The sequence below is a fragment of the Pedobacter planticolens genome (assembly GCF_014172375.1).
GTDB classification, from domain to species: Bacteria; Bacteroidota; Bacteroidia; order Sphingobacteriales; family Sphingobacteriaceae; genus Pedobacter; species Pedobacter planticolens.
Genome location: NZ_WNXD01000002.1, coordinates 65,957 through 90,639, shown reverse-complemented (window position 1 = coordinate 90,639; position 24,683 = coordinate 65,957). Strand labels below are relative to the sequence as shown.

The following is a 24,683-nucleotide window of genomic DNA, read 5'->3' as shown; positions in this document are numbered from 1 at the left end:
ATAGCTGGACTTATTAATTGCAGAATACTTTATGTTCTTTTGTTCCTTTTGTGGTGAATTAAAAAGGAAAATCTAGAACCTAGCTGAACTTAGGTTTTTAAGGTGGTTATAGTATTTTTAAGCTGTAATCGATTCTACAATTTCTTCAGCAGAAATATCGCTATGTGATAAATCTAAAACACATTCACCATCTTTTATCAAGAGCACTTGTGGTGATTCGTGATGAACCTGAAAAGTTTCGGCAATTAATGCAGAAATATCTCTGTGCGCTATTAAATCTAAAAAGTAAAGAGGTGTATTTTCGGGAATGGTTTCCCAATCTAATTCGAAATGTTTTTTAGCCATTAAACTAATAGAACAACGTGTGCTATGTTTAAAAATTAAACTATAACCGTTTGCTTCTTTTATTAATTTGACTTGTTCTGGGGTGTTAAGACTTATCCAATGCATTTTTATCTTCTTCTTTTTCCTTCCGGATAAGAACTATAAGCAGCACACAAATGAGGAGAGCAAGATTCTAATATCGCTATTGCGCAAAACATAAATAATAATAGAATAACTATCTTTTTCATCGATTTGTGTTTAAAATTTTCTTGATTAAAGTTCTAATTTACAAATTTTTATGAATATCAAGCAAGCTTGTTAAATTGTTGCAGAAAAGTGTGCCATTTTTAAAGCAGTAATAGCGGCTTCATCACCTTTATTGCCATGTTTGCCACCTGCTCTGTCTATCGCTTGCTGTTCGTCATTGGTGGTTAAAACTCCAAAAATTACAGGTTTACTATGTTTAATGCCAACATTTGTAATACCATTTGCAACAGCTTCGCAAATAAAATCGAAATGTTTAGTATCACCTTGTATCACACAACCTAAACAAATCACAGCATCTAAACCAACATTTTTAGTTAATAAAATTTCTGCAGCACCAGTTAATTCAAAACTTCCCGGTACCGGCATTGAAATAATATTTTCTTCTTTCACGCCGTGCTTTATCAACGTATCATAAGCGCCTTGATATAGTGCGCCTGTAATTTTAGCATTCCATTCTGCTACTACAATTGCAATTTTATAATCCAAACCATTTGGGATGGTAGTATGAGAAAAATCTGAAAGGTTTTTAAGATGTGTTGCCATGCTACAAAGGTAAATTTATTGTTTAAATGTTAAAAGGTTATAAAGTTGTAATGCTGTCATAAAACAAAAAAAAAGACCCTGAATTAACAGAGTCTTTTAATCTTAAATCCGCAATGCGGAAAATTATTTTACTTGAGCTTGCACACGAGCAATGTACTCATCAATCATAGTAGCTTCTTGGCTATCAGGATATTGAGTTTTGATTTTAGTGTAAGCTTCTTCAGCATTTTTTAAATCTTTAAGGGTTTCATAAACCAAACCTAATTTTTTAAGAAACATTGGTGAAGTAAATTTATTACTTGCTTTATCAGCTGCTTTCTGATAATAAGTTGCAGCTTGTTTGTAATCTTTCAACTCGCTATAAGCATCGCCTAATAAACCTAAAGCTAATGGATCTGCAACTGGACTGCCTGTAGCTGTATATTTTCCTAAAGCTTCAGCTGCTTTTTTAGCATCGCCTTTACGCAAATAAATGCCACCTAAATAAAGATTAGCTAAGTTTGCAGATTTAGTATTGTCATACTCTTCAGCAATTTTTTCTAGACCTGGGTAACCACCTTCGCCATTAATCGCTTTGTTTGCTAATGAGTCTACGCCAACGTATTGCTCTGCTTTATACATTTCGCCAGCAGCTTTTTCTGCTCTATTTGGCAAGTATGAGTAAAAATAATAAGCGGCAATAGCTCCTAAAGCTAAAATTGCAACACCTATAAATAAAAAACTTTTACCATTCTCTTCTAAAAAACCACCTTTTCTAACTGGTTGACTTACTGTTTTATCTGTTGTAGACATTTATTTAAAAAAATTAAGGATTGCAAAAATACGTTTTTCAATCAAAGTATCAAGTTCTTTTTAACTATTTAATTAAACTTTAGTCGATTAGCATTAGTAAAAAAGGTAAATTGCAGCCCAATTTATGTGGTTAAAAAATATTACTCTTCTCAATTTTAAAAATTATTCATCAGCCGAGCTTCGCTTTGCAAAAACTGTAAATGCGTTTGTAGGCAATAATGGCGCTGGTAAAACTAATTTATTAGATGCAATACACTATTTATGCCTTTGCAAAAGTTACTTTAATCCAATAGATAGTCAGCAAATTAAAACCAATGAAGATCTTTTTTTAATACAGGGTGATTTTGAGCGAAAAGAAAAAAACGAAAAGATTACCTGTGGCTTAAAGCGAAATCAGAAAAAGCAATTTAAACGAAATAAAAAAGAGTACGATAAGTTGGCAAATCATATTGGACTTTTCCCATTAGTGATGATTTCTCCTTACGATGTTAATTTGATTATGGATGGGAGTGAGGAACGACGTCGGTTTATCGATAATGTGATTTCTCAAACTGATGCTAATTATTTAGATGAACTGATAACATATAACAAACATCTTTTAAATCGCAATGCGTTATTAAAACAAGTTGCAGCTACCAGAAAACTGGATGTAACCTTATTACAGATTTTAGATGAGCAATTAATTCTATCGGGAAATAAGATCTTTGAAAAGCGCAAAGAGTTTTTAGCGGAATTTATTCCATTATTTAACAAGCATTATAAGTATATCTCTGATAATGCCGAAGAAGTATCTTTAAATTATCAATCGCAGTTAAATGAACAGAGTTTTGATGAATTGCTAGCTCAATCTATAGAAAAAGATAGAATTTTAGAACGAACCACGACTGGTATCCATAAAGACGAATTGTTATTTGCCATTGGCGATATGCCTTTGAAGAAATTTGGTTCGCAAGGACAACAAAAATCTTTTTTAATTGCTTTAAAATTAGCACAGTATAGTTATTTGCAAAAGTTTAAAGGCTTTAAGCCTTTACTCTTATTGGATGATATTTTTGATAAATTAGATGATCTTAGAGTGCGAAAACTAATGGAAATGGTTTCTCATCACGATTTTGGTCAGCTATTTATTACTGATACAGGAAAAGAAAGAGTGGTTTCTGTTTTTAATGAAATTAAAGTTGATGTAACTTTGTTTGAAGTTGATAATGGAATAATTAAACATGCGTAAGCCAAATGATATATCATTAAAAGATGCCATTACCAAAATGTTGTCGGTTTATCGATTGCGTGGAAAGTATGATGAAACAGGCGTTGTTGTACATTGGCCCGAATTGATGGGTACTGCAGTCGCCAATCGTACTACGCAAATTTATGTAAGTAATAAAAAGCTTTTTGTTAGAATAGAATCATCAGTTATTAAAAACGAATTAATGATGGTGAGAACAGGTATTATTCAAAAACTGAATGAAAGAGCAGGTTCAGAAGTGATTACTGAAATTGTTTTCTTATAGCAAAAAACCAGTGCAACAATAGTTGCACTGGTTTTTTAATCTTTATTGCCAAATACTTTAGAAATTATCCAAATAATTAAAGCTAAAACAATTACTACTACAATTATTGCAGACCAAAATCCTGCTTTAAAAATTCCTTCAATTAATTCGCAACTGCTTAAAGTTGTCGCTAATAGGGCAATAAATGCTAGTGAGGTATATTTTTTCATGGTAATCTGATTTGTTTTTTAATTTAAACAGACCAGATTACAATTAGTTTGATTTTTAATTATTCACCAATTTTAATCAATTCTATTTCAAATATTAAAGTACTAAACGGAGGAATACTTCCATCTGGAGTTGCTCTGCCGCCATAAGCCAAATTATAGGGAATAAAGAAACGATATTTCGATCCTGCTTCCATTAATTGTACGCCTTCTGTCCATCCAGAAATTACTCGATCTAGACCAAAAGTTGCTGGTTCGCCTCTTTTGTAAGAGCTGTCAAATTCAAATCCATCAAGTAAAGTGCCTTTGTAATTAACCGTTACCACATCAGATGCTGTAGGTTTAACCCCAGTACCTTGTACAATAACTTCGTACTGTAAACCACTAGCTGTAGTTTTAATACCTGGTTTAGTTTTGTTTTGTGCTAAAAAAGCAGCGCCAGCATTTACATTAGCCGAATACTTTTGTTTATCAGCATCTTCCTTTTGTTTATTAAAACTGGTAAAAAGATTATTAATCACAGTTTGACATTGCTCTTGAGTTAAGGTTGGGTTAGCTTTTGCAAAAACATCCTTTATGCCTTTATTAAACAATTCGTAATTAATAGTGTTTAAACCACCATTTTTAAAACTGCTCGCCACATTTATCCCAAGGGCATAACTAGCAGAATCTAATGTGTTTTTAAATAGAGGAGTTTTATTAGCTGTTATTTTTGAAGGAGTTTTTAGTGTAGTTGTAGGTTTTTTAACTACTGTAGTTTTCTTTGCAACTGTTTGTGCATTTGCGCTTAGTCCAACTAAGGTAACTAGCGATGCAAGCATTATTTTCTTCATAGATTATTTTTAAGGTCGAAATATAGATAAAAAAAATAAGCACCTTAAATAAATAAGGTGCTTAGAAATTATTTTTATGGAGATTTAATTAAAAACGCTCTGCAGCAGTAAAAAAGAAATCACCTTCAATTTGTGCATTTTCATCAGAATCAGATCCATGAACAGCATTTGCATCAATAGATTTTGCATATTTCTGACGGATTGTTCCTTCTGCAGCTTCAGCAGGATTAGTAGCACCAATTAAAGTTCTGAAATCTTCAATTGCATTATCTTTTTCTAAAATAGCCGCAACGATAGGTCCTGAAGACATAAAGCTAACTAAATCATTGTAAAAAGGACGTGCTTTGTGTACTGCATAAAATTCGCCAGCAGTTTCTGCAGTTAATTTTGTGTATTTTAAAGCAATGATTTTAAAACCTGCGTTTGTAATATCATTTATGATTGCGCCAATATGCCCGTTTGCAACAGCATCAGGCTTAATCATTGTAAATGTTCTATTTGTACTCATTGTATATTTAAATCAAATTTTTTGCAAAAATACAATTCTTTACCTTAATATTAAAGCTATTGAATAAAAGCTATCAATTAATTCTAAAATTATTAGCTTTGCAGGCGAAAATTTATGATATCAATTTCAGAATTAAAAACAGTACTGGCTACGCCACAAAAAATTGTAATCACAACGCATCATAAACCTGATGGCGATGCAATGGGATCTTCTTTGGGGTTATATGCCTATTTAATTCAAAAAGGACATCATGTTAATGTGATTACCCCAACAGATTATCCAGATTTTTTGCACTGGTTGCCTAATAATTCTGATGTAATTATATATACCGAAGCACAAGAACAAGCGATTCGATTAGTAAATGAAGCGGCTTTAATTTTCTGTTTGGATTTTAATTCTTTAAGCAGAATTAACGAATTGGGAGATCATATTCGCAACGCATCTGCTTTAAAATTAATGATTGATCATCATTTAGAACCAGAAGATTTTGATGATTATCGCCATTGGAACATTAATGCGTGTGCAGCTGCTCAGTTAGTTTACGATTTTATACTGAACGAACTAAATGATGGCGAACTGATTAATAAAGATGTTGCAACTTGTTTGTACACCGGTATTATGACAGATTCTGGTTCTTTCCGTTTCCCTTCTGCAACTTCATTAGTGTATAGAATTGCAGCAGATTTAATTGATTTAGGGGCAGAACATTGGCGCATTCATCAATTAGTATACGATAATGCCTCAGAAAACCGTTTACGTTTCTTGGGTCATTGTTTATCTAACAAATTAGAAGTTATAAGAGAATTTAATACTGCAATAATTACAGTTACTGCAGAAGAGCTAAAAAAATATAACATTGCCACAGGCGATACAGAAGGCATCGTAAATTATGCACTTTCAATTAACGGCATTAAACTAGCTGCATTTATTATTGAAAGAACTGATAAAGTTAAATTATCTTTACGCTCTACTGGAGATTTCCCAGCAAACGAAATATGTAAAAAATATTTTAATGGCGGTGGACACAGAAATGCTGCAGGTGGTGCTTCTGATAAAAATTTAGTAGATACAATAGCAGAATTTAAATCAATATTACCCGAATATAAAACGCAATTATTTCAATAACATAAAACCAAAAGAGTAAGCACTCTAAAATCAATCTAAAAAATAGAAAATATAATGAAAAAAAGTTTAGTAATTCTTTTTGCAGCTACATTAGGCTTAGCTGCTTGTAACACAGAAAAAAAAGGTCCAGGAGGTTTGTTATATACTATCCACCATTCAGAAGGAAAAGAAAAAATTAAAGAAGGCGATATCATTAAAATGCACTTTATTATTAAAAATGATAAAGATTCAGTTTTTTACAGCTCATTTGAAAATGGAGTTCCTCAAGTATTCCAAGCACAAAAGAAAATGTATGCTGGCGACCAACAAGATGCTTTAACATTGGTAGGAGAAGGTGATAGCGCAACTTTTAAAATCAATTTAGATACATTGGCTTTCTACACCAAACAACCTAAAGGCGAGCAATTTAAAAATGATAAATACCAGACCTTTGTTGTTAAAATAGAAAAAGTATTCAAAAAGAATGCTAATGAAGCAGATTCTACTTTCCAAAAAAGAGCTGGCGAATTTTTCCAAGCAGATTATAAAGCTACTATGGAGAAAGTAAAAAATGCTGAGCCTGCAAAAATCAAAACTTATATTGCAGATAATAGCCTTAAAACTAAAACTACAGCAAGTGGGTTAAACTATGTAATTTCTGCTCCAGGTAATGCTGATAGACCAGCAATGGGCGATACAGTTGAAGTAAACTATACTGGTAAATTAACCAAAAAAGATAAAGACGGTAAATACAAAGTATTTGATACAAGTGATGCGAAATTAGCTAAAGAATGGAAATTAGATCGTCCGGGTAAAGTTTTTGGTCCAACTAAAATGGTGATGGGCGGTACTGTACCAGGTTTTACAGAAGCTTTAACCTTAGTTGGTAAAGGCGGTAAAATAATGGTTATTATTCCTTCTAACTTAGGTTGGGGTGACCAAGGTGCACCACAAGCAGGTATTGCTCCATACGCTCCAGTTGTATTTGATGTTGAAATTGTAAACATTATTAAAGGTAAGCCAGCTCCAGTTGCGCCACCTGTACCACTTCCAGCTCCAAAAAAATAATTAAAACGTATAAAATAATTAACCTCGTTCATTAAATTGGACGGGGTTTTTTTATGAATATAGTTCAGCATTGCTGAAATAAAAATACCTTTGTATATGTTGTTAACTGATACTCACACTCACTTTTATTACGAAACTGATGCAGAAAAGCAAGCCTTATTAATGGAGCGTTGCTTAGTTAATAATGTAGAACGTTTGTTTTTGCCAAATGTAGATGTTGCTTCTATTAAAATGATAGATGATTTGGTTGCAAAATATCCTGCAAATTGTTTCGCTATGGCAGGTTTGCATCCCTGCGATGTGAAAGAAGATTATCAAACACAATTATCAATTATACATCAAAGTATAGCGGGTAGAAAGATTTATGCCATTGGCGAAATAGGCATCGATTTATATTGGGATAAAACAACATTGAGCATTCAGCAAGATGCTTTTAAGCAACAAATTAAGTGGGCAAAAGAGTTAGGTTTGCCAATTGTTATCCACTGTCGTGAAGCATTTGATGAGGTTTTTGAAGTTTTAGAAGAGGTAAATGACAATAAATTGCGAGGTATTTTCCATTGCTTTACTGGCAATTTAGCACAAGCAAAAAGAGCAATAGCATTAGAGTTTTATTTAGGCATTGGTGGAGTGGTAACTTACAAAAAAGCAGGTTTAGATGTAACACTTGCAGAAATTTCATTAAATGATATCGTATTAGAAACCGATTCCCCTTATTTAGCACCAGTACCGTATCGTGGTAAACAAAATGAAAGCAGTTACTTAATTCACATTGCGCAAAAAGTAGCAGATATTTATAACATTAGCTTAAACGAAGTAGCCGAAGTAACTACAGAAAACTCAAAGAAGATATTTAGGGTTTAAAAAACACCGAGACCACTGAGCATTGCACTGAGAAATGAAGGTGTTTTGTAACTATTTGTTTTTCAATGTTATTTGTAGCTTGCGAAATGTCGGAGGATTTTTTAACAAGCGGAATAATTGGATCTGCTATAGAAGTGCATACTGCTTTAGGCCCTGGGTTACTTGAAAATACATACAAAGAATGTTTGTATTATAAACTTTGCAAGCAAGGGTTTAATGTCGAAAAGGAAAAAGCCATGCCAGTAATTTTTGAAGAAATAAAACTAGATTGTGGCTATAGGATAGATCTCTTGGTAGAGAATAAAGTAGTTATTGAATTAAAAAGTGTTGTCGCTTTAAATGATGTGCATTTGGCACAAACCTTAACTTATATGAAACTTGGAAACTATAAAACTGGTTTATTAATAAATTTCAATGTTTACAGGCTAAAAGACGGTATTAAGAGATTAATAAATGGATTTTAACCTTTTGTCAGCATACTTTCTCATTATTATTCTTTGTGTTCTCTGTGTATTCTCCAGTTCTCTGCGTTAAAAATACGTGAAGTTAAAGGAGAATTAAGTCTTAATCATTCTTAATTCCTTAATGTTGAATATTTCTTTGCGTTAAAAATCATTTATATTTGTTGCCAATGACAAAAATTCTCATCATATATACAGGCGGAACAATTGGGATGGTAAATGATGCCAAAACAGGTACCTTAATTCCTTTTGATTTTGAACAAATTCAAGAAAACGTACCGGAATTAGCCCGACTAGATTATCAATTATCAGTTCATTCTTTTAATCCAATTTTAGATTCTTCTAACATGGATCCAGAAATTTGGGCAGAACTAGCAAAACTAATTAAAGATAAGTACGAAGAATTTGATGGCTTTGTCATATTGCATGGTTCAGATACGATGTCGTTTACTGCTTCTGCACTAAGTTTTATGTTGCAAAATTTAGCAAAGCCAGTTGTTTTAACGGGTTCGCAATTGCCAATAGGCGAGATTAGAACAGATGCCAAAGAGAATTTAATTACAGCATTAGAAATTGCAGCAACAAAAAAAGGTGGCAAAGCAATGGTGCCAGAAGTGTGCATTTATTTCGACTATCAATTATTTCGTGGCAACCGATCTATCAAATATAACTCAGAGAAATTCGAAGCATTTGCCTCGCCAAACTATCCAATTTTGGCAGAAGCAGGTGTGAGCTTGTCTTTTTATCCTAATTACATATTACCAATCCCTTATAAATCGTTTCAAGTTCATACCGTTTTCAATGCAAATATTGGGGTGTTAAAAATGTATCCAGGTATAACCGAAAACGCTGTAAAAGCAATTACCGAATCGGGAGTTGATGCCATCGTTTTAGAAGCATTTGGCTCTGGAAATACAACAACAGCACCTTGGTTTATCGCTTGCTTGCAAAAAGCCATTGCTAACAACAAAATTATCATAGATATATCACAATGTAAAGGTGGTTCGGTGCAATTAGGCATGTACGAAACTAGTAGAAAACTGCAACAAATTGGTATTGTAAGTGGTTACGATTTAACGTTTGAGGCAGCTGTAACCAAATTAATGTACTTAATGGGTCAAGGTTTAAGCATACCTGATGTAAAACAATTGTTAGAGGTTTCTATTGCTGGCGAATTAACCAATTAGTTGATTTGTTCAATAGAACTAAGGTAAGAGTTATCGATTTTTACCTAAACTGATTTAAAATCTTGACAGTACAAAGAAAACTACACCCCATATACCTATAAATATTAATCCTGTATATACTTCCCATTTGCGCTTCTTTATATCTTTTGTAATAAATAATCTATAAAGGAGATATACAACAAATACAATAATAAACCCAGGGATCATGAAAACTTGCATATGCGATAAAATTATAATCAAATATAAGAAATTTGAAAGCCATGAATTAGAAATAATAATTGCAGCTAAAATGTACTGATAACTTTAAGTAAAACTTCTGCAATTATGATGAAGATCATATCACTTATATAAGATTAACACTTATTTTTGTTAAAATTGATTATGAAGATTAAGCAAATATATACTGGATGCCTAGCCGAAGCGGCTTATTATATAGAAAGTAATGGCGAAGCCGCTATTATTGATCCGCTACGCGAAGTAACTCCCTATTTAAAAAAGGCGGCCGACAATGGCGCAAAGATTAAGTATATATTCGAAACTCATTTTCATGCTGATTTTGTTTCTGGGCATGTAGATTTAGCAGAAAAATCTGGTGCCACTATTGTGTACGGGCCAACTGCCAAAACAGATTTCAAAGCACATATTGCTACTGATGGAGAACAGTTTAAAATCGGCGAAATTACAATTACAACATTACATACACCTGGGCATACACCAGAATCTACTACTTATTTATTAACTGATGCAAACGGCAAAGATCATTGCATATTTACTGGTGATACCTTATTTATTGGAGATGTTGGCAGACCAGACCTAGCGCAACAAGGTGAGCTAACCATGGAAGATATGGCGGCAACACTTTATGATTCACTGCATAACAAAATCTTAACTCTTGCCGATGATGTGATAGTTTACCCAGCTCATGGTGCAGGTTCGGCTTGTGGCAAAAACATGAGTAAAGAAACCTTCGATACACTAGGTCATCAAAAAGAAGTTAATTATGCTTTAAAAGCAAAATCTAAGGAAGCCTTTATTAAAGAAGTTACAGATGGTATTTTGCCTCCACCACAATACTTTGCTAAAAATGCAGCCATGAATAAGGGCGGTTATGATAGCATTGATGAAGTATATGAGAAAGGTTTAGTTGCTTTATCGCCCGAAGAATTTGAGTTAAAAGCGAACTTAACTGGTGCTTTAATTTTAGATACGAGAGATCCACAAGTATTTGCACAAGGTTTTATTCCTAAATCTATAAATATTGGATTAAACGGTCAGTTTGCGCCTTGGGTTGGTGCTTTAATTACCGATTTAAAACAAGAACTTTTATTAGTTACCGATGATGGCAAAGCCGAAGAAACCATTACTCGTTTAGCAAGAGTTGGGTACGATTATACGATTGGTTATTTGGCTGGCGGCATACCTGCTTGGCAAAATGCAGGAAAAGATATAGATCAAATTGAATCTATTTCGGCAAATGAGTTTGAAACAATTTTAAACGCTAATGATGCTATAAATGCATTAGATGTGCGTAAACCAGGCGAGTACGAAGCTGAACATTTAGAAGCTACACTTACTCGTCCGTTAGATTATATTAACGACTGGACTACTGAGGTTAACCCAGATGAAACCTATTATATTCATTGCGCTGGCGGTTATCGCTCTATGATTGCGGCTTCAATTTTAAAAGCTCGCGGTATAAACAATGTAATTGATATTGCCGGTGGTTATGGTGCTATCAAAAACACAAACTTAAAACGTACCGATTTTGCTTGTCCAAGCAAAGCGATGAAAGGGTAAAACACCCTGTCATCCAGATATACGTTTTGTCATTCAGAGCACAACGAAGAATCTCTTTACCACCTAAGACACCCTAGATCATCTTAGCCAGATACCTTAGGTGGTAAATAATTGTAAAGCAAAACTAGCATTTCATCGCTCCCGATAGTCCCGCTTTCCGTTACAATCTTTTTGTATCAACGGTTCTCCGTCATTTCGAGCGCAGCCGAGAAATCCTTGGAACTGCATTCAACAATAGATATTCGCAACACAAAAAGTATTTCCACTCCAATCGGGTTTAAATAGCTCAAAACAGTGCAATAAAACAATACCTACCAGTAAGAACTTAGCACCTGCTGTATGCAATGTTAGAACACCATAAGGCATTTAAAAGCAAATTAAACTACGAGCTAAGATGATCTAAGGTGCCTTAGGTGGTGAAAAAGAGATTCTTCGCTTCGCTCTGAATGACAAACTAAAGTAATGCCTAATCCTTTCTCTTAGCTATTTCTCGCTTTAAAATAGCGTTAATATCCATTTTTGGATTACTTAACAAAATAATTTGTGTTCCTTTTTCACGGGCAAATTTGTTTTCAATTGTATTGGTAATTAAGAGATTGTTAAAAAGCACATGCTCTTTAGATCTATCGGTGTTTTCGGCTTCCGCAACTCTAATCATGTACTTAATTTCTTTATCTAAAGAGATCCAATTGATGTAATCGGGAGAAAAGGAATTGGCTTGTAAACCTTTAATTTTCGTGTAATAATTAATAGCGCCGGCTTCTCCGTAATTATCGCAAAGTATCATTACATGTTCTTTATCAGCTATGCTAGTGTATAGTGAATCTGTTTTTGAAGCTAATTCTTTCCAACCCAACATGTCTGCAAAATCTTGTGAAATAGGATGAGTTTTACCGTCTTCCCATTTATGTTCGCTAAAAGGTTTATGCAGTTTGGCAGCTTCGGCATATTGCTCTGGGCTTCTTAGGGGAAGGTCAATTCTTAACATCGGTAAAAACAATAATAAGATGATCGCGATAGCTACATAGCGTAAATACTGTTTCCAACCATGTTGTAATAATTCACTTAAATAAATGGCGCCAAAGGCGAAGAAAATTGGGTATAAACCTATTGCATAATAGGCTTTGGCTTTTAAAAAGATAAATATGGCGATGGTAAATAGGTAAGCCCAAAATAATAATTGATAGTTTTTATGGGGCTTGTAAGTAAAGAAGGAAACGAAAGCTGCTATAATGATGAATATAGAACCGAGGAAAAAGAAGATTTGCTCTTTTACAAAATCCATCCGTTCTACATGAACTAATTGAGTATCATTTAATTCTTTTAGGTGTTTAAATACTGGAAAATCGTTTTGAAACTGCCAAATGAGATTGGGACTAATTAGTAATGCAGCGAGTAAAATAGCGCCATAAAAATGTGGTTTTAAAAATAGGTTGGGGTGCTTGCTGAGTATCAAAGCGGGTAATAAACCTAAGAGGCAAAAGGTGATGTTGTATTTATTTAAGAAGCCTATAGCAAAGCTGATGGCCAAGTAATAGAGCCATTTGTAGTTTTCAGTTTGGATAAATTTAATGAGTGTGTAGTAAAGTAATGTCCAGCAGAGGATATCTAAAGAGTTAGGCTGATATAATATGTTTATTCTTAAAAGGGTAGAAAAAGTTAGGGCGGTTGCGGCGAGGATACATGCGTATAGGCTTCCCTTTAGGGTTTCGATGGTTTTCCAAACTACTAAAATAGTAAGCGCACCAAATAGGGCAGGGAAGAATTTAATCCAGAAGTAGGAGTTGCCTAGTTGTAAGATTAACCACGAAAGCCAAGAGGTGACAGGTGGAACGGAGTGATAACCCCAGGCTAAATGTTTGGCTTGATCGAGGTGTAAAAACTCATCGCGATGTAGTTCGTAAATTGGATTTACAACTAGATACTGAAGTATTATTTTTATAAGGATGAAAATGAATAGAATGATGGTTCCCTTTTTCATACAAGAAATTTTTGTTTATGGTTGTTTGGTTAGAGGACAAGTTAAAGGTTATTATTACAATTCTACTAATCTGAGTTTCTTTTTAGCTCATGCTCGTCCTTCCCAACTCGATTGGGAACCACGAAGTGCTCAGCGCAGCTAATCCTAATGCAATTTAGTTTTTTTACGCATTACGATTCCCGTTTTCACGGGAATGACGAACAAAACCCTACCCTTGCTATGAATTGGGTGTAGGCAATGAACGAAAATGGACGGATTTTGATGAAAATGATAAGTATTGAATGGAAAGTGATAGTATTTGATAGTATATATTTTTTACAAAGTGCCTCTATAGCCTTTAAAGGCATATTTCATGTTTTATTTTCGAATTTGTATCGCATACAATGACGTTTGTTCCGCATACAATGGTCTATGTACCGCATACAAAGGTCATTGTTCCGTTTACAATGACGTATGTATCGCATATAATGATGTAAATCTTCCGTATTATTTCAATTGTTTGCTCTACAAGAGGCTTTGTTCCGCATACAATTGGCATTGTACCACATACAATGTCTATTGTTTGTGGTATAATTACAGATGTATGGCTTTAAATTTGGTGTTTAACTAAGCAAAAGGGCGAGCAATTAAGTTTTGTCCCCACTTTACATAAATGCCTTGCTTATAATTATATATTTAAATTCAGTCCTTGCTTATCACTAAACAAAAAAAGTTCAGCATCCAATAATGTATGCTGAACTTCTATATATGAATTACAAGCAGATACTTGCCTTAGGCTGTATCTAATTATTTCTTACCTGCTCGTTTGTTTAATTCCTCAATTGGCATATTCATCATTCTACCTACTGGGGTTTTACCACGATAAGTAATTACCTTTAAAACGGTAGCATCTATAGGTGGCACTAATGGCGCAGTATATTTAGGGTAAAAACGATCTGGAAAAGAATTATCAAAGCTGTAATAGATATCCAAACCTTCTACTTCGGTGCTTAAACTAATTGATAAATTTCTATCCGCACTGCGTTTTACAGAAAAAATAGGATCATAAACACTTGGTGCGTATTTGGTCTCTGCAATATCTAAACGTTTAAAATGTTGTTCTGTACGAGCAAAAAAGTTAGTCCAATTCTTTTTTTCTTTAGGGCTCCAAACTGATTCGGCTATGGCAAAACCACGTGGCCAAGTCATGTATTCTGCCTGACGGATGTTATACACTTGTTCCGTCCATAGGTTTGCTTGACCACCTTTAATATAAACTGGATTTACTCCTTCCGGTACGGGTTCAAACTCGTAGGTTTTACTTAACCTGAGCGATGCATATATTTTAGGTTCGGTAATGGCATCTGCCTGCATATAATCTAGGTAGGCAAATTGGGTTGGGCTCATTACTACTTCATGACCGGCTTTTGCGGCTTCAGTGCCGTATTTCATGGAGCGCCAACTCATCACTGCTGCACTTTGTGAAACGCCGCCTTCTAAAACTTCATCCCAAGCCATAAACTTTTTGCCTTTGGCAACAATAATTTTTTCTACTCTTTTTTCAAAATAAGCTTGCACTTCGGGGATGGTCTTTAAACCTTCACGTTTCATTAATTCTTTTATCTGATCGTTCTTTTCCCAGAAGGTATGTGAAACTTCATCGCCACCAACGTGGATGTAAGGGAAAGGGAACAACTTAGCTACTTGTGAAAACACAGTATCTAAGAAAACATATACTTTTTCGTTGGCAGGGCAAAGTGTATTATCTACTAAACCAATAGGGGGAGCACCACGGCTCCAATCCATAATTTTTTCGCCACTGCGCACTTTATAAGTTGCTGCTTCTGGCGTACAAGATAAATCTGGATAAGATGCTATTACTGCCAAGCTATGTCCAGGAACATCAATTTCTGGCATAATGTCTACAAAACGTTCTTTAGCATAGGCTACCAATTCTTTGATATCTTCTTGCGTGTAAAAGCCGCCATAATTACGAGGTTCATCTGCCGTAGGCGGAATAAAATCGCCAAAATTACCTACACGTTTTACATTCCATGCACCAACTTCTGTTAGTTTTGGTAAGCCTTTAATTTCAATTCTCCAACCTTCATCATCAGCTAAGTGTAAATGCAAAATGTTGTATTTATAGCGCACCATTGCATCTATATATTGCTTTACTTCTTGTTTGGTAAAGAAATGTCGGGCAACATCAAACATTAATCCTCGCCAACCTAAACGTGGGTAATCTGTTATTTCTACGCAAGGCATAGTCCATTTTATGCCTTTAATTTCTTCTTTACTTTCTATTTCTTTTGGTAATAATTGCAATAGGGATTGTACACCATAAAATAAACCAGCAGGCTTATTCGCTCTAATGGTAACTTGTTTTAAGCCGACTGTTAAATGGTAACCTTCTGTGCCAAGTGTTGCGTCTTGCTTATCGTTTAAAATTAATTTGATAGTTGCAGTTGCAGATGGTGTGCTTAAAGTGTTTACATAATATCCGGTAGGAGTAGATAAACGTTCTTGTAAAAAAGCGACAGTTTGTTTTAACTCTGGAGATTTACTGGCTTGTATTATAATGTTTGCAGGTAATACAAAATGTCCAGCTTGCTTAACGACCGAAACGGGTTCTGGTATAATAGCTATTTCACTATTTGAAATAGGTTCGTTATTGGCAAATGTTTCGGCATTGCCTTCTATTGATTGTGCAAAAAGGTTAATGTTAACGAATAACAGGAATAAAAACGGAACTGTAAGTTTCATGTATGACATAATTGGGATTAAACTTAAAACTGCAATTTACTTTTTTTAGCCTAAATAGTTATTTGTTTTTACGAAATAGATAGGCAAGTGGAAAACCGATACAAATAATAAGGATGCCGCAACTTATACTAGCGGATGACCATGAGAATGGAATTTTTGCAGCTTGAGAATTTGGAACAACTAATAAATTCATCACTAACCATATAAAAATGCCATATAGAATGGCAATAAGCACTGAGTTTTTGAACCATGACCACAGCTTTGCATAGCTAAACGCAAAGAGAATTGTAAATGCAAACGCAATGGCGAAATGTAATAGTAATCCGAATAAAATCATTCCCTCGCTGCCTGTCATTGCTGTTTTACCAAATACGGCGCTGGCAATGTATTTTAGAACTATGGTGGGATTTCTCTGCGTATTAAGATAAAAATTTAAGAACGCTGCCAGAATATCTAGTGTTCCAACTAGTAGTCCAGCTTTAATAATTAGTTTAGCATTAAAGTTTTTCATACTGATTATACATTAAGTGGTTTTCTAACTGCGTAGATTAATTCATCGTAAACTGTTCCGTTTTTGTAAAAGGTTTCTTTGAGTTCTGCTTCTAAAGCGAATCCTACTTTTTCTAAAACTCGTTGCGATTTGATATTGGTATCGAATGTTCGGGCAAAAATTCGAGTAATGTCAAATGTTTTAAAGCCGTAGTTGACCATTAATTTTACGGCTTCTGGCACAATGCCTTGTCCCCAGTATTCTTCGGCAATCCAATACCCCATTTCAGCATTTTTACAATAGAAATCTGCTTGCGGATGAACTCCAATAGAACCTGCAACTTCACCGTTAACTACAATGGCAAATATTTGTAACGGAGTGGATGATAAAGCTAAATTAATAAAAGCCACACCATGATCTTGAGTATAAGGGAAAGGAAATTTGTTGCTTAGATTTTTAGCGATATTATAGTTGTTGGCGTGTTTTACCAAACTATTTAAATCACTAAGTTGGAAAGGCCGAAGTTCAAACTGCATTATTTTTTGCCATTAATAACCATGATATCTATATTCTTTTGAAGATTTCTAATTGTTGTCCAATATTCTTCTCTTACATCCTCGTCGATATAAATTGGAAGTCTTTCTCCATATAATCTATCATTTCCATCTTTCTTGCATCCAGAAATCCAATATTCATTACCAGTTTCTATATCAAAATAATTTGCTTTAAAACCTCTGCCATTTAAAGTCTGAAAAGTACGACCATTATAATGTACTGATTTGCCAGTTTTGGAGAATTTAACTCTTCCAATCCTTGCTTCATCTGTAAGGTCTTCTTTACACTCTATATACATTATTCTAGTATCCATGTTAAGCTAAATAAATGTGAATATAAAAAATGTTTTCTTTATCAGAATAGATTCCTCGTTCCTCGGAATGACAAGAGTTGTAATTATTTTAAAGCATCTAAAACTTTAAATAGCTTTTTGCTAATGCCAGAGCCATTGTAGTTATTAATATTTATGACCGCAATGTACTTGTTGCCATTTTTATCAGTATAATATCCAGCATAAGCTGAAACATCATTGATACTTCCACTTTTTAATATCATTCCGTTGTTTTCTGGAAAGGACTTATAATAGGCTGCAAACCAATCTTCTTTTTGTGCTTGAAATAGAACTGAAGCCATTGCTAAAGTAGTCACTCGAGTTCCTGGAGAAAGCCCGCTGCCATCTAAAATGTTCAATGCATTTTTATCAATCCCTTTTGCCGACCAAAAATTAATAACTGCCGATGCACCGTTTCTAGTACTCGGTGTTTTTCCTTGTTTCCAAGCAATGGTTTTAAGTAATTGTTCACCGTAAAGATTTATGCTTTTCTTGTTAAACCAATAAACGATCTCACTTAAATCAGGAGAACTTGTTGTCGCTAGTTTTTGTGTTATAGTCGGTAAAGCTTTTCCTTCTAAATTTAATCGTCTTGCTGTTGTTGCTTCTTTTGTACTGGAAATATTTAATCGTGATAAAGTATCTTGTAAACGGTAAGCAGCATCATAAGCAGGATCTGGTAGTGCTAACGAAATTCCAGCTTTGCTGATACCCATTCCCCAAGTACCACGTAAATAAGCCAAATTGCTATATGGCGGTAAAAACCCATAGGCATTATCGCCAGACCCAGATGAACCAGTTTTAAGTTCGTTTATTACTTTTAAATAAGGCATTGCCGGAACTATTTTCTGAATACTAACCTCTGCGTCGGTACTTCCGCCAGGTTTTAAATGAATATCAAACTGATTTTCTCGCCAAGCCAATGCTGAACTTCCAGCACCATAATAGTTTCCCATGTCTTGCCAAATCCAACCTTCTGGCATAGATTGAGTACCGAATAAGCTATCGTCACCAATTATCGAACCTTCGATTTTCTTTATGCCAGCAGATTTAATTGCACTTAGCCAAGAGTTTAAAACTACATTCTCTTTTGTTTGTTCATAACGCCATGAACCTAAAGTGGGATCTCCACTACCAATAATGATTAAATCACCTTGTAAAGTTCCATCAGGCTTAATTTTTCCGCTATAAGCAAGTGTGGTTTGGTATTTGAAATCTTTACCCAAAACGCTAAAAGCAGTAGCTGATGTTATGGTTTTTAAAGTAGACGCAGTAGCCAAACCTATATTTTCGTTTTTAGCAAAAATTACTTTTCCAGTTTGTGCATCTAATACGCAAAGTGATGTAATAGCATATTTTGCTTGTGAATCATCTACTAAATTCTGATAGGCTTGTTCTAATTTTGCTATTGGAAATTGCGCAAAGCTTGATAGTGAACAAAATATAAATAGGAGTTGGAGCTTAAGTGATTTCGTTGATAACATAATAAATGTGGTTATTGTGGAGTAAAATTAAACTAATCTCAGGATTCTTTAATTATTTAACATTAAGAAGTTAAGATTATTAAGAAAATGACTTAAATTTTCTTAATCCCTTAATGTTGAGAAGAAATAAAAACAGGTTACATAAAAAAAGTGATGCTGTTCACATCACTTTTAATTTTTTAATTAAGGTGTATATTATACCAATTCTTTTCTTACCAAATACTCGGCAATTTGAACTGCATTTGTAGCTGCACCTTTACGCAAGTTATCGGCAACAATCCACATGTTTAAAGTGTTTGGCATGGATTCATCTCTACGAATACGACCAACAAAAACCTCATCTTTTTCATGCGCATCTTTTGGCATTGGATATTTTAAATTAGCAACATCATCTACCACAATAATACCTTCTGTTTTTTCTAATAATGAAGTAACTTCAGCTAAATCAAATTCATTTTCAAACTCGATGTTTACTGATTCTGAGTGACCACCCATTACCGGAATACGAACTGTTGTAGCAGTTAAACGGATATTCTCATCACCCATAATTTTACGGGTTTCGTTAATCATTTTCATTTCCTCTTTTGTATAACCATTTTCAGTAAATACATCAATTTGAGGAATAACATTTAAATCTATTTGGTATGGATAAGCCATTTCGCCATCATAAACACCTTTACGTTCGTTCATCATTTGGTCAACTGCCTTAACGCCAGTACCCGTAACCGATTGATAGGTAGAAACTACCACACGTTTGATTTTATATTTATCGTGTAATGGTTTTAAAGCTACCACCATCTGAATGGTTGAACAATTTGGATTAGCAATAATTTTATCATCGATAGATAATGTATTTGCATTTACTTCTGGAACAACTAATTTAATAGCTGGGTCCATTCTCCATGCCGAAGAATTATCAATAACTGTTGTGCCAGCCTCTTTAAAACGAGGAGCATGTTCTAAAGAAGTGCTTCCACCAGCAGAAAACAAGGCAATATCAGGGCGCATTCCAATCGCAGTATCCATGCTAACGATTGGAAACTGTTTACCCTTAAACGTAATTAACTTACCAACGCTCTTTTCAGACGCAACTGGAATTAATTCTGTCAATGGGAAATTTCTTTCTTCCAATACTTTTAACATCACGGTACCAACCAATCCGGTGGCGCCTACTACTGCAACTTTCATTTTTTCTCTGTTTTTTGTTATATTTAGTAAATTCTTAATATCTACCAAATATGAGAAAAAGTTTACTTTTTTTAATGCTACTGAGTGTTAAACTTACATTCGGTCAAGTGTCTGATGACTTTAGTGATGGAAATTTCACTACAAACCCAAATTGGGTCGGAAGTACATCACTGTTTAATGTCAATGCTACAAAGCAATTGAAGTCTTCGCTAAGTGCTACTGCTCAAACAGTTACATTGTCAACTGCAAATACTTTTGCGACAAATGCTAAGTGGGAATTCTCTGTGCAAATGAGTTTTGATCCCTCCGCAAGTAATTTGGCAAGAATTTATTTAATTTCTGATAATCAGGATTTAAGTGGTTCATTAAATGGATATTTTGTTCAAATTGGAGAGAGTGGCAGTACAGATAGTTACGATTTGTACAAGCAAACAGGTACAACCGTAAGCAAAATTATTGATGGACCTGCAAAAACTAGAGTTGATGTAAACAGTCTTTTGGCACGAGTTCGTGTAACTAGGAATGATGTTGGAAAGTGGGAATTGTACACGGATATTACTGGCGGAACTAATTATGCTTTGGAAGGAAGTATAACTGATTTAACCTTTACCAATTCAGATTGGTTTGGTGTGTTTTGCAAATATACAGCCACACGATCTACCGGTTTTACTTTTGATGATTTTAGCATTACAGAACTAATACCAGATGTTACACCTCCTACTTTGGTAAGTGCAAAAGTGTTAGATGAACTGACTATTGAAGCTGTTTTTTCTGAGCGATTGGAATCTACTTCTGCCTTGATGGCGAATAATTATACGATAGCTAATTTGGGTAATCCAACTTCTATAACAACTACAAGCTTGCCAACTGTTTACAAATTAACGTATGCTTCGGCTCTGCCATCGGGCGATTACAAATTGACAGTTAATGATTTAAAAGATTTAAAAGGAAATTTAATTGGTGCTAATAACACCGCTTCATTCTTTTACTTGAAGCCTTACATCCTTAAAAAAGAAGATGTATTAATTAGTGAGATTTTGGTTAATCCGAAAGCTGGCGGAGTTGATTTTATAGAGATTTACAATAACACAAATCAGGTTTTGGACTTGGCAGCATTGCAATTGGCAAATGTAGATGTTAGTGGAAATCCAGCTAGTATTAAAAATGTTAGCACTACAGCTTTATATATGCCGGCTAAAACGTATTGGGTTTTAACAACTAAGTCGGATGTAATTAAGGAGCAATACAATGCAGAATTCCCTAATCAGTTTATACAAATGAGCAGTTTGCCAGCTTATAACAACGATAAAGGTGCTGTAATTTTATTAGGATCACAAGGGGTGTTAGATCAATTTGATTACATTGAGAAAATGCATATAGCTCTTTTGCAAAATGCAGATGGAGTTGCTTTGGAAAGAGTTTCATTTACAAAACCGACAAATGAACTCGGTAATTTTAAATCAGCGGCAGCTACAATTGGTTTTGCTACACCAACTTATCGAAACTCACAAGAAGAAGATCCAACGCTTGTAAAAAGCAATGTTAGTTTAGCTAGTAAAACTTTTTCTCCAGATGGAGATGGTTTTGAAGATTTATTGCAAATCGATTATAAGTTTGTAAACAATGGAAATTTAGCAAGCATTAATATTTATACTGATAAAGGCGTATTAATTCGTAAGCTAAAGCAAAATACAACTATTGCAACTGCAGGAAGTTTTAGTTGGGATGGAATGAATGATAACGGTCAGCAAAGTAAAGTGGGTATTTACGTAGTTAAGTTTGATACTTTTGCTTTAAATGGTAAAACTGAGCATTTTAAACAAACTTGTGTTTTGGCAGCAAAGCTGAATTAGAACCTTAAGATAATCACTATTTTTTTAAACAATATGAAAAAGTATTTGTTGTTTTTGAAAAGACGTGGTTATGAAATATGGAAAGCTAATCGAGAAAATTCTCGCTCAAAAATCTAATAATAATGCTCAAGTTGCTGTGGCAATAGTAGCAGGCTTAGCTGCGGGTGCAGTAATTAGTGTTTTGTTTGCGCCAAAAAAAGGAACAGAAACACGTAAATTCATCGGCAATACTGCAAAAAATGCTGGCGATGGTTTAAAAAACACCTATGCTTCTTTAAAAGATAAGATAGTGAACACTAAAGCAGAGGATATAATTCTTAAACCAAAAACTCGTTCTGTTCCGAAAAAGCGGAAGTCAATTAATAAAGAATTGATAGCGGAAGTAAGTCGTAAAGAAAAACAATCTTAAAATTAAAGCGAGATAATATTGAATTATCTCGCTTTAAGTATTTTTACAATAACTGAGTGTTAACGTAATTGAAGCTTGTTTTTATTGAACCTAATTCGTCAGGTTTGTAGTTAAATTCGTGTTCAACAAAATAGTGTTTTACACCCGCCATTTTTGCACCAGTAAATATCGATTTAAAGTCTACAGCACCCTGTCCAACTTCTGTATTTACTTCATGTTTGGTTTTGTCCATGTCTTTAATGTGCCACATGGTAAAACGATGTTGGTGAGTTTTAAAAAGTGATAATGGATCTACATCAGATCTTACAACCCAATATAAATCCATTTCAAAATCGACTAGGTTTTTATCAGTTTCTGATAACAAAATTTCATAACCAGTTGTATCGCCAAACTTTGTAAATTCAAAGTTATGGTTATGATAAGCTAATCTCAAGCCAGATGCTTTGCATAAAAGTGCAGCTTCGTTAAGTTTTGCTGCAACTTTCTTATAATCATCAGCTGTTTTTCTAAGGGAATCTCCTAAATAAGGAACAGTAACATATTCAGCTCCAGTAATATTTGCAGCTTCGATGTAAGATTTTAGCTCATCGTTATTTTTGCCAGCAATAAAATTATCCATGGCATAATGACCACTAGGCGCTTTTAATCCGTTTTGTTTTAATAAACTAGCAAAAGCTTTTGCATCTAAACCCCAAAAACCATCTTTAGCAGAATAGCCATACGTTTCTACTTCTTTATAACCTATCGTGGCAACTTTTTCAATTATTCCTTTAATATCTTTTCCGATAATATTTCTTAAGCTATATAGTTGTAAACCAACAGGATGTTTTTTAACAGCAGCGGATACAAAAGATGGAGTAATGGCAACAGCAGCAGCCAATAAACCAGTTTGTTTAATAAAGTCTCTTCTCGAATTCATGATCATTGGTTTAAATCTTAAAATTATATTTCAGTTTCTGATTTAGTTTTATCGTTAAAAAGTAAGGCAAATAGTATAAATACAACAAATGCAATTCCTGCTGGGATAATCCAAATCATTTTCCAATTTTCTTCACCACCTACTTTATACATTTCGGTAATTTGTCCTGCAACCATAAAACCAATAAGCATGCCAATACCGTAAGTAGCTAACGTAATTAGACCTTGTGCAGAGCTTTTAAACTTTTCACCTGCTTTAGAGTTGGTGTAAATTTGACCAGAAACAAAGAAGAAATCATAACAAATTCCATGCAATGCTATACCAATTAACAACATAAAGCTCAATTCACCTGCATTGCCATAGGCGAATAAAATATATCTAACTGCCCAAGCAAGCATACCAACAAGGATAGTTTTCTTGAAGCCGAATTTTTTAAAGAAAATAGGAATAAACAATAGAAAAATTACTTCCGAAGCTTGTCCTATCGTCATTTTCCCAGTAGGATTATCGACACCTATTTTAGATAAGAATAGATTGGCATTTTGATAGTAAAAAGCTAAAGGAATGCAGATTAAAATAGAGGAAACAAAGAAAATCAAGAAGTTTCTATCTTTTAATAGTTTTAAAGCATCTAATCCTAAAATATCAGATACGGTTACTTTCTCGTCTTTTGAAACTTTAGGTGGAGTTTTTGGGAGGATAAAACTAAATAAGCCTAATACTAAAGATGCAATGCCAGCCATAAGGAAAGTATTTTTTAATAATCCCGCCGTGGTGCTTTCTTGAGAATCCCAATGGAAAAAATAGCTAATTAATAAACCAGCGGCAATCCAACCTAAAGTTCCCCAAATTCTGATGGTAGAAAACTCTTTTTCAGGATCTTCCATTTGATTAAATGAAACAGAATTTACTAAGGCCAACGTTGGCATATATACAATCATATAGCCAAGTGCATAAGGATAAAACACGCTTATATCAGTTGCATTATACATTTGATACATTAAAATGGCTCCAACAATATGCAAAACACCTAAGATTTTTTCAGCATTAAAATATCGATCTGCAATTAATCCAATAATAAATGGAGCAATGATTGCGCCCCATGATTGAGTTGAAAAAACTGATCCAGTTTCTGGACCAGACGCTCCTAAATTCGTTGCCAAAAATGTACCTAGTGTTACAAACCATGTGCCCCAGATAAAAAATTCTAGGAACATCATGAAAGATAATTTAATGCGAGTTGTTGAGTTCATTTTATGTTTG

25 protein-coding genes are annotated in these 24,683 nt (G+C 34.1%); 10 read left to right on the top strand and 15 right to left on the bottom strand.

All coding sequences use genetic code 11. The features are described 5' to 3' along the window. Positions 1-117: 117 nt before the first annotated feature. The 3 genes from ytxJ to GM921_RS09085 all read right to left on the bottom strand — a co-directional run bounded on the left by ytxJ (position 118) and on the right by GM921_RS09085 (position 1,926). Entirely contained in the window at positions 118-450 is a 333-nt protein-coding gene (gene ytxJ / locus GM921_RS09095) for a bacillithiol system redox-active protein YtxJ (protein ID WP_182922337.1), read from the bottom strand. Positions 451-642: 192 nt separating this feature from the next. After that, positions 643-1,134: a 6,7-dimethyl-8-ribityllumazine synthase gene (ribH, locus tag GM921_RS09090; protein ID WP_182922336.1), complete on the bottom strand. Its 492-nt coding sequence runs from the start codon at positions 1,132-1,134 to the stop codon at positions 643-645. Positions 1,135-1,257: 123 nt separating this feature from the next. Then, a complete protein-coding gene (locus GM921_RS09085) occupies positions 1,258-1,926 on the bottom strand; it encodes a tetratricopeptide repeat protein (RefSeq protein WP_182922335.1) in 669 nt (222 codons plus the stop codon). A 124-nt stretch (positions 1,927-2,050) separates the two neighbouring features. On the opposite strand from GM921_RS09085, the gene recF reads away from it, so the two are divergent. Together recF and GM921_RS09075 are read left to right on the top strand one after the other, a co-directional pair. Beyond that, the gene (recF, locus tag GM921_RS09080) at positions 2,051-3,154 is read left to right on the top strand and encodes a DNA replication/repair protein RecF (protein WP_182922334.1); all 1,104 of its coding nucleotides are present in this window, start codon (positions 2,051-2,053) and stop codon (positions 3,152-3,154) included. Continuing rightward, positions 3,147-3,437 carry a DUF721 domain-containing protein gene (locus GM921_RS09075; protein WP_182922333.1) on the top strand — a complete coding sequence of 97 codons (291 nt, stop codon included), beginning with the start codon at positions 3,147-3,149 and terminating at the stop codon, positions 3,435-3,437. The genes recF and GM921_RS09075 overlap by 8 nt, the downstream gene beginning before the upstream one ends. A gap of 35 nt (positions 3,438-3,472) precedes the next feature. Here GM921_RS09075 and GM921_RS09070 read toward each other — a convergent pair whose 3' ends face one another. The 3 genes from GM921_RS09070 to GM921_RS09060 form a co-directional block, all read right to left on the bottom strand. Further along, the gene (locus GM921_RS09070; protein WP_182922332.1) at positions 3,473-3,646 is read right to left on the bottom strand and encodes a hypothetical protein; all 174 of its coding nucleotides are present in this window, start codon (positions 3,644-3,646) and stop codon (positions 3,473-3,475) included. Between the two features lie 59 nt (positions 3,647-3,705). After that, complete coding sequence (locus GM921_RS09065; protein WP_182922331.1) at positions 3,706-4,476, bottom strand: FKBP-type peptidyl-prolyl cis-trans isomerase; 771 nt, start codon at positions 4,474-4,476, stop codon at positions 3,706-3,708. A gap of 88 nt (positions 4,477-4,564) precedes the next feature. After that, complete coding sequence (locus GM921_RS09060; RefSeq protein WP_182922330.1) at positions 4,565-4,984, bottom strand: nucleoside-diphosphate kinase; 420 nt, start codon at positions 4,982-4,984, stop codon at positions 4,565-4,567. 114 nt (positions 4,985-5,098) lie between these two features. Between GM921_RS09060 and GM921_RS09055 the strand changes: the two genes are divergently transcribed. The 6 genes from GM921_RS09055 (at position 5,099) to GM921_RS09030 (ending at position 11,465) form a co-directional block, all read left to right on the top strand. Further along, on the top strand, positions 5,099-6,109 hold the full coding sequence (locus GM921_RS09055; protein ID WP_182922329.1) for a DHH family phosphoesterase: 1,011 nt from the start codon (positions 5,099-5,101) through the stop codon (positions 6,107-6,109). A 54-nt stretch (positions 6,110-6,163) separates the two neighbouring features. Next, complete coding sequence (locus GM921_RS09050; protein ID WP_182922328.1) at positions 6,164-7,156, top strand: FKBP-type peptidyl-prolyl cis-trans isomerase; 993 nt, start codon at positions 6,164-6,166, stop codon at positions 7,154-7,156. Positions 7,157-7,252: 96 nt separating this feature from the next. Continuing rightward, positions 7,253-8,020 (top strand): TatD family hydrolase, encoded by a 768-nt coding sequence (locus tag GM921_RS09045; protein WP_182922327.1) that lies wholly within the window; start codon positions 7,253-7,255, stop codon positions 8,018-8,020. 65 nt (positions 8,021-8,085) lie between these two features. Beyond that, on the top strand, positions 8,086-8,484 hold the full coding sequence (locus GM921_RS09040) for a GxxExxY protein (protein ID WP_235969810.1): 399 nt from the start codon (positions 8,086-8,088) through the stop codon (positions 8,482-8,484). Positions 8,485-8,651: 167 nt separating this feature from the next. Further along, complete coding sequence (locus GM921_RS09035; RefSeq protein ID WP_182922326.1) at positions 8,652-9,668, top strand: asparaginase; 1,017 nt, start codon at positions 8,652-8,654, stop codon at positions 9,666-9,668. Between the two features lie 381 nt (positions 9,669-10,049). After that, the gene (locus GM921_RS09030; RefSeq protein ID WP_182922325.1) at positions 10,050-11,465 is read left to right on the top strand and encodes an MBL fold metallo-hydrolase; all 1,416 of its coding nucleotides are present in this window, start codon (positions 10,050-10,052) and stop codon (positions 11,463-11,465) included. 466 nt (positions 11,466-11,931) lie between these two features. Here GM921_RS09030 and GM921_RS09025 read toward each other — a convergent pair whose 3' ends face one another. The 7 genes from GM921_RS09025 to GM921_RS08995 form a co-directional block, all read right to left on the bottom strand. Beyond that, positions 11,932-13,446, bottom strand: coding sequence for a glycosyltransferase family 39 protein (locus GM921_RS09025; protein ID WP_182922324.1), 1,515 nt, complete (start codon positions 13,444-13,446; stop codon positions 11,932-11,934). Positions 13,447-14,232: 786 nt separating this feature from the next. Further along, positions 14,233-16,191, bottom strand: coding sequence for a beta-N-acetylhexosaminidase (locus tag GM921_RS09020; RefSeq protein WP_182922323.1), 1,959 nt, complete (start codon positions 16,189-16,191; stop codon positions 14,233-14,235). Between the two features lie 58 nt (positions 16,192-16,249). Then, positions 16,250-16,702: a hypothetical protein gene (locus GM921_RS09015; protein ID WP_182922322.1), complete on the bottom strand. Its 453-nt coding sequence runs from the start codon at positions 16,700-16,702 to the stop codon at positions 16,250-16,252. Between the two features lie 5 nt (positions 16,703-16,707). Then, positions 16,708-17,217, bottom strand: a complete 510-nt coding sequence (locus tag GM921_RS09010; protein WP_182922321.1) for a GNAT family N-acetyltransferase — start codon at positions 17,215-17,217, stop codon at positions 16,708-16,710. Further along, the gene (locus tag GM921_RS09005; RefSeq protein ID WP_182922320.1) at positions 17,217-17,549 is read right to left on the bottom strand and encodes a 1-deoxy-D-xylulose-5-phosphate synthase; all 333 of its coding nucleotides are present in this window, start codon (positions 17,547-17,549) and stop codon (positions 17,217-17,219) included. The genes GM921_RS09010 and GM921_RS09005 overlap by 1 nt, the downstream gene beginning before the upstream one ends. A gap of 83 nt (positions 17,550-17,632) precedes the next feature. Then, a complete protein-coding gene (gene dacB, locus GM921_RS09000) occupies positions 17,633-19,051 on the bottom strand; it encodes a D-alanyl-D-alanine carboxypeptidase/D-alanyl-D-alanine endopeptidase (protein WP_182922319.1) in 1,419 nt (472 codons plus the stop codon). 195 nt (positions 19,052-19,246) lie between these two features. Next, entirely contained in the window at positions 19,247-20,239 is a 993-nt protein-coding gene (locus GM921_RS08995; RefSeq protein WP_182922318.1) for an aspartate-semialdehyde dehydrogenase, read from the bottom strand. Positions 20,240-20,289: 50 nt separating this feature from the next. Between GM921_RS08995 and GM921_RS08990 the strand changes: the two genes are divergently transcribed. Then, complete coding sequence (locus GM921_RS08990; RefSeq protein ID WP_182922317.1) at positions 20,290-22,092, top strand: lamin tail domain-containing protein; 1,803 nt, start codon at positions 20,290-20,292, stop codon at positions 22,090-22,092. Positions 22,093-22,162: 70 nt separating this feature from the next. Beyond that, on the top strand, positions 22,163-22,501 hold the full coding sequence (locus GM921_RS08985) for a YtxH domain-containing protein (protein ID WP_182922316.1): 339 nt from the start codon (positions 22,163-22,165) through the stop codon (positions 22,499-22,501). Between the two features lie 43 nt (positions 22,502-22,544). On the opposite strand, the gene GM921_RS08980 is transcribed toward GM921_RS08985, so the two are convergent. Beyond that, positions 22,545-23,420 (bottom strand): TIM barrel protein, encoded by an 876-nt coding sequence (locus tag GM921_RS08980; RefSeq protein ID WP_182922315.1) that lies wholly within the window; start codon positions 23,418-23,420, stop codon positions 22,545-22,547. Between the two features lie 23 nt (positions 23,421-23,443). Further along, positions 23,444-24,673 carry a nucleoside permease gene (locus GM921_RS08975; protein ID WP_182922314.1) on the bottom strand — a complete coding sequence of 410 codons (1,230 nt, stop codon included), beginning with the start codon at positions 24,671-24,673 and terminating at the stop codon, positions 23,444-23,446. Positions 24,674-24,683: the final 10 nt, after the last annotated feature.